Genomic DNA, 5,653 nt, shown 5'->3' with positions numbered 1-5,653 from the left:
CAGCGCATTGAGATTGCCTGTATCGACACGGATTGCCTCAATGTTTTCCGCCGCAAGATAGTCGTAGCAGCCTGGATCAGCCGCCAGGGTAATTGGATGAAGCCCAAGACGCTGGGCCGCTTGGACGTAGAGCGGGCCATTAGCCCTTGAACCTTCAAGCAGGATGAGCGCTCTTTTTGCCATTGGTCGTTGATCCTCCGTTGCGTGCTGTGTGGTGGTTTGAGCGTGAACTGGTGTCAGTTTTCTTGGCCGTGCCTGAACTCAGATTTTATGGTGAGCGTACCAGTGTGAGCGATCTGCGCTCATGCAGATTCTGAAATTCACTTATAGATGCTCCTCCGCTTGTCTTCGGGGAAGGCAAAGAAGGGAAGGAGCCAGCGCGGTCCGGAGGGAGCAACAGCATCATCTTCGGCGTGCCCGCTACAGCGATCGGCGTTCGCCTCCACCCGCTCGCCGAGATGTTCGTCATGCTCCGGATTCAGAATACGCTCGGTAAGCGCTTTCTTCAGGTCGTCCAAAGTCGTCCTTGCCAAAAGCATTAGACGGATCTCGACCGGCTAGACGCAGATCCAAGAGCTATTTGATGAATCTCTCTCTTCCATCATCGTGGCCTCACGCACTGAAACTCTGACAATCCCGCAAGGACTGGAGTGCCGCCCATCCCCGCTGGCTTGACGGCACAGCAGTTCGACCATCCGGCGCAGCAGACCGTCTCCTAAGATCAGGCTCGATGGCGTCACCGATGCGCAGAACCGGTTGGAGCTGCTCGATTGGAAACTTGTCGAATTGGTGCCGAACTGGACGATGGCAACGGTTGCGCCGGCTTATCAGGAACTAGACGGGTGAGCACGCCGCTTGGTCGACGGTCCTTCACCGGCTAGTCCTACCCGCGAGCTACCAGCGATTGGCCCAACTCGGATCTTTAGGGCGGGGCCAACAGGAGAGCCCTCGCGAACCGCGAACGTCATGGTTCCATCATCCTTGATCCCACCATCGTAGAACATGAGGTCGCGGACAGAATTGTCCCGGTTGAACGTCAGCACTCGCGGTTTGATCTCTACGAACTGATGCTCCTCTATATATGCGGAGGAGCAAACGATTATCTCGTCGCCGATCTGGCAGGTGCGAGCAGCGGCTCCATTCAGTACACAGCAACGAGAACCCCTTTCACCGTAAATGACATACGTGCTAATTCGCGCGCCTGAAGCCTTATTCCAGATCTCAACGAACTCCAGCGGAAGAATACCCGCCTCGTCGCAATGATCTGGGTCCAGAGTTATTGAACCGTGGTAGTTCAGATCCGCGTCGGTCACGGTGATGCCATGAAGCTTGGCGGCAACAACTTTTCTCATCTGCAGGATTCCTCTTTCGGCTATGGATCACTGCGCCAACCAAGGACTGCAGTGCGTCCCATGGACGTGGATTGATCGATGTGCTGCGATAGATTGAAGAGCGGCTTTCAGGAGGCGACGATAATCACGACGGAGATCGCGGTCATCATACGCCAGCAGGAGGAGACGATCAGGCGCAGTTTGGCCCGGCAGGCGGAGGCATTGCCGATCTGCCGATGCCCTCTTCCCGTAGAATAGCGTCTGACGCAGAGCTGACATGTTCTTTCCTTCGATTGATTGCGATGTCAGGCACGACACGAATGCCAGTCAGCAGCTTCCGCCGCCTAGCAAGCAACATTGCAAACCACGTGCCAGTGGCTGACCGAGCCAGAGACAGAAATTTTTGATCGCTTTTCAGCCAATAGCCTAAGGCCCAAACCATAGGTTGGTTCAACAAGCCTGTGTCGCGGACCCGACAAGCGACATAAAGTGTCGGAGTGTATTACTCGACGCTGTAGGTTGATCTCAGAGACGGTGAAGAAGTCAGATCTGCTTGAGATCGGACGTGCCTGACTGGGAACGCACCATGATTTAAGCGTTAAACGGCAGAACGTCCATGCCTCAGCCAAAACCGGCCTGATCGGAGTCGGCACGGACGGCCAAAGCATCCTGGGAGACCTGAGTCTCCCTTCTGCTCTCGATTGCACGAATGTTCGGCGACGATCACCCTTCATCTGCCGCCACCCTCCGCCGTTGCGGGGAGGTGGGAAGCCGCAGATTGTTCTTGTTCGCCAAGGGCCGGAATTGGTGTGACCGACCAATCGATTAAGTCAACGGCACGCTGAAGTATCGCCGCGGTCTGAATTGGGCTGGGTGCAACGGCAATGACATGTCCGACCCAGTCTCGGTAGTTACCCTTCCTGATGATCGGCGTCTTGGGTTCAACATATAATTTGACCTCGGCGACACCTGGTATAGCAGCCGCCCGACTGTCTCCACCGATCCATTCGAGGGTGCCATCGCGATCAGGAACCAGGAACCGCGCGGCCCCAGCCCGCGAATGTCTTCTGCGCAAATCCCATTCCTCGCCGATGACAAGCTTAATGTGCTCGGTGACGAGATCGACGCCGTAAGCCAGTTGGACCAGTTGGGGCTCGAGTGCGCCAGCAAGACGTGGATTGACTTCGATGACGACTGGGCCACGCTGCGTCCACCGAAGTTCTATATTCGTTGGCCCCCAGCCAAGGCCTAGAGCTCGCAAGCAACTCAGCGAAACATCGGCGATACGTTTATACTCGTCATCAGTCAGCGAGGCCGGAAAGGTCGTCTCACGGAAGACGAAATGCGGTGGGGGGCCAAAGTCAACGGCGACAATGCCAATAACCTCATTTCCCATTATCTCGGCGCTATGAAAGGGGCCCTGCGCGAATTCTTCGACCAATATTCTCGGCGAAGACCGCCCCTCGCCGAACAGATAGGTCGCATGCTCGGCTAATTCATCGCCGTTGCGGCATAACCGGACACCGATGCTACCGCTGCCTACCGCTGGCTTGACAATCACCGGCAAGCCGATCTCCGCAGCGGAGTTTTTTACATCGGTGGCATTCGCTGCCAGGCGATAAGCAGGTACTGGAACTCCGGCCTCCGCGAGGAGCTGACGTTGAGTGAATTTGTCGCAGCATAGTTCAATGGACACGGGATCTGGTCCCGGCAGATCGAGATGCCGGCAGAGTTTGCCAACTGTCGCATAGACCAACTCGTCGATGTCGGTAAAGCCAGTAATGCCGGCAATATCATAGGTCGTACGTAGCCGGGAACATTCGCGGATTAGCGCATCGAGATTGCCTGTATCAACACGGATAGCCTTAACGTGCTCCGCCGCAAGATAATCGTAGCGGGCTGGATCAGCCGCCAGGGTAATTGGATGAAGCCCAAGACGCTCGGCCGCTTGGACGTATAGAGGACCATTACTCCTGTGGCCTTCAAGCAGGATGAGCGCTCTTCTTGCCATTGGCGTCGACCCTCTGTTGCGCGCTGTGTGGTGATTTGAGTGTAAATCGGTCTTTTGACCGTGCCTGACCTTAGATTTTATGGTGAGAGTACCATTGCCAGCGATCCGCGTTCGCAAAGATTCTGTAAAGTTATTTGAAGGAACTGTTGCAACAATTTGGTGACCGGCGGTGTGGCACGGAGCGCCTCGATGAATTTCGACTGCGATCTTTAAGGGATGCTGCTGTTCGACCTATAAAGGTTTAAGCTTAATCTGAGGGTATGAGGAGGTTTAACCGACGCAAGCGGGCTTTCTCATCAGGTGGCATATGGACGAGACCGATATCAAGGTGTGCGGCCGAGAGGTATATCTGTACCGTACAATCGACAGCGTTGGTGACATAGCCGACTTATCTGTGAGTACAAGCTGCGGCAGCGATGAGGAAAGGCCCTCCGATGGACTTTCCGGAGCAGGTCTGAGAATCACTTCAAGCGGCTGCGCTTAAGTGGGGGGCGTGAGCGCTGAAGCTGACGATCGGGACCCGAACCGATGCGCATCCGGGAGACGAATGAAAAAGAACTCACCTACGAAGCGTCGTAACGTGGAAATCGAACGTCGAATCGGCGCGCTTCTTGGCTGAGGCCGGGTGAACAGGTGTGATTCACGTTGGGCGATAGGCCGAAGGAATTGCAGCCTTTCATCGATCTGGGTCCATCTCAAAACCAGATGGTATCGATACGCAGTCTGAATTTGACGTAGGCTGCGCGGCAATCGAAACTCAACATTGGCACGTAGATTGACCGCGCCACTTACCAAAAAGGGGAACGGAACATGACAATATCTAGGCGCGAACTCATGATAACTGGCTTAGCCGCCGGAACCGCTTTATCGATCCCGTCGGTCCTGCGGGGACAGACAGTGCCTACCGAAGCGCGGACGGTCCGCATGGTGATGAGCGATGCGCTAAGCACCTTCGACCCGATCTTTACGACGAGTGGCGAAACCCAGATCCATGGTCTGGCGATTTACGACACGCTGTTCTCGCTCGGCGCCAAGTTGATGCCGCAGCCGCAAATGGTGGGAAAGTGGGGCGTTTCCGACGACAAGAAGACTTACACGTTCGAACTCCGGGACGGCCTGGGTTGGCACGATGGCACCCCTGTGACCGCGGCGGACTGTGTGGCCTCGATCCGTCGCTGGGGCCAGACTTCCAGCGGACAACTGCTCATGGAGCGAGCCCAGGACATCTCCAAGAAGGACGACAAGTCCTTCACGATTGTGCTCAAGCAGCCGCTGGGGATGCTGATCGATCTGCTGGCGACAATAGCAGGGAACTCGCTGTTTATCATGCGCGAGAAGGATGCGGATCGCCCGGCAACCGAGCAGGTCACCACGAATATCGGATCGGGCCCGTTCAAGTTCAACGAGGCCCTTGCCAAGCCGGGCGCAAGCTTCACCTACGATCGCAACGAACAATACGTACCGCGCAGCGAGGCGTCCGACGGATTCGCTGGCGGCAAGATCGTCAAGGTCGATCGCGTCATCTGGGACAATATCGCCGATCCGCAGACTGCTTTAGCGGCCTTGCAGGCGGGTGAAATTGATTTCCATCAAGTTCCGCCCGCCGATCTTTACCCCGAGATCGAGAGCGATCCCGATCTTGCACTGCAGGTTCTGGACAAGACTGGCTATGTCGTGTCCCTGCGTATGAACCACCTGCAGAAGCCGTTCGATAACGTCAAGGTACGCCAAGCGATGCTTCACCTGGTCGATCAGGAGGCATTCATGCTTACCGCGTACTCCCCAGCATACATCAGCACCGTCACCTCGATATTTGGCAACAGTACACCTTATTCGAATGACGAAAATACGGGTTGGTTCAAAAAGGGCGGCGATCCGGACAAGGCCAAACAACTGTTCAAGGAGGCCGGATATGCTGGCGAGAAGGTCGTCATTCTCGACCCCACGAGCTGGGCGGCAGTCCACAACATGTCGCAGTTGCTAGCGGCCAAACTGCGGAAGATTGGGATCAATGCCGAGCTTGCGCCGAGCGACTGGGGCGAACTTTCTCGGCGCTTACAGAACAGGGGGCCTGTTGAGGAGGGCGGCTGGAGCATCTTCATCACGGACGATTCCGATTACCTTCAAGGCGATCCGACCACGGCAATCTTCCTAAGGGCGAATGGTGATAATGCATTTAGGGGTTGGCCGAGGAACGACGAATACGAGGCTCTCCGGGCCAAATGGCCAGATGTCGAAACGCTCGAAGAGCGCAAGGCACTGGCCCGCGAGATGCAACGGATTTGGTGGGACTTCGTCGGCGACATTAGGC

Annotated in this window: 3 protein-coding genes and 3 pseudogenes; 2 read left to right on the top strand and 4 right to left on the bottom strand. The window is 56.1% G+C overall.

Annotated features, from left to right (window positions below):
* The 4 genes and pseudogenes from ACFHWW_RS33630 to ACFHWW_RS33615 all read right to left on the bottom strand — a co-directional run.
* A pseudogene (locus tag ACFHWW_RS33630) lies at positions 1 to 183 on the bottom strand (hypothetical protein); the annotation flags it as partial.
* A 184-nt stretch (positions 184 to 367) separates the two neighbouring features.
* Positions 368 to 573: pseudogene (locus tag ACFHWW_RS33625) on the bottom strand (IS256 family transposase); the annotation flags it as partial.
* Positions 574 to 827: 254 nt separating this feature from the next.
* The gene (gene panD / locus ACFHWW_RS33620) at positions 828 to 1,352 is read right to left on the bottom strand and encodes an aspartate 1-decarboxylase (protein ID WP_379943652.1); all 525 of its coding nucleotides are present in this window, start codon (positions 1,350 to 1,352) and stop codon (positions 828 to 830) included.
* A 709-nt stretch (positions 1,353 to 2,061) separates the two neighbouring features.
* Positions 2,062 to 3,342: an ATP-grasp domain-containing protein gene (locus tag ACFHWW_RS33615; RefSeq protein WP_379943650.1), complete on the bottom strand. Its 1,281-nt coding sequence runs from the start codon at positions 3,340 to 3,342 to the stop codon at positions 2,062 to 2,064.
* A gap of 260 nt (positions 3,343 to 3,602) precedes the next feature.
* Here ACFHWW_RS33615 and ACFHWW_RS33610 point away from each other — a divergent pair.
* Positions 3,603 to 3,730 (top strand): annotated as a pseudogene (locus tag ACFHWW_RS33610) (DDE-type integrase/transposase/recombinase); the annotation flags it as partial.
* 422 nt (positions 3,731 to 4,152) lie between these two features.
* Positions 4,153 to 5,653: ABC transporter substrate-binding protein (locus tag ACFHWW_RS33605; protein WP_379943648.1), on the top strand; the 1,501-nt coding region annotated here is incomplete at its 3' end.

This window comes from Sinorhizobium sp. P24N7 (assembly GCF_042436655.1).
Classification (GTDB): domain Bacteria; phylum Pseudomonadota; class Alphaproteobacteria; order Rhizobiales; family Rhizobiaceae; genus Sinorhizobium; species Sinorhizobium meliloti_A.
Note: the sequence above shows the minus strand (reverse complement) of the source record. Positions and strands in the feature narration are given on the sequence as shown.

Bases quoted from the DNA above. Each gene is read 5' to 3' on its own strand.
- ACFHWW_RS33615 (WP_379943650.1), bottom strand. From the start codon at position 3,342: ATGGCAAGAAGAGCGCTCATCCTGCTTGAAGGCCACAGGAGTAATGGT.
- panD (WP_379943652.1), bottom strand. From the start codon at position 1,352: ATGAGAAAAGTTGTTGCCGCCAAGCTTCATGGCATCACCGTGACCGAC.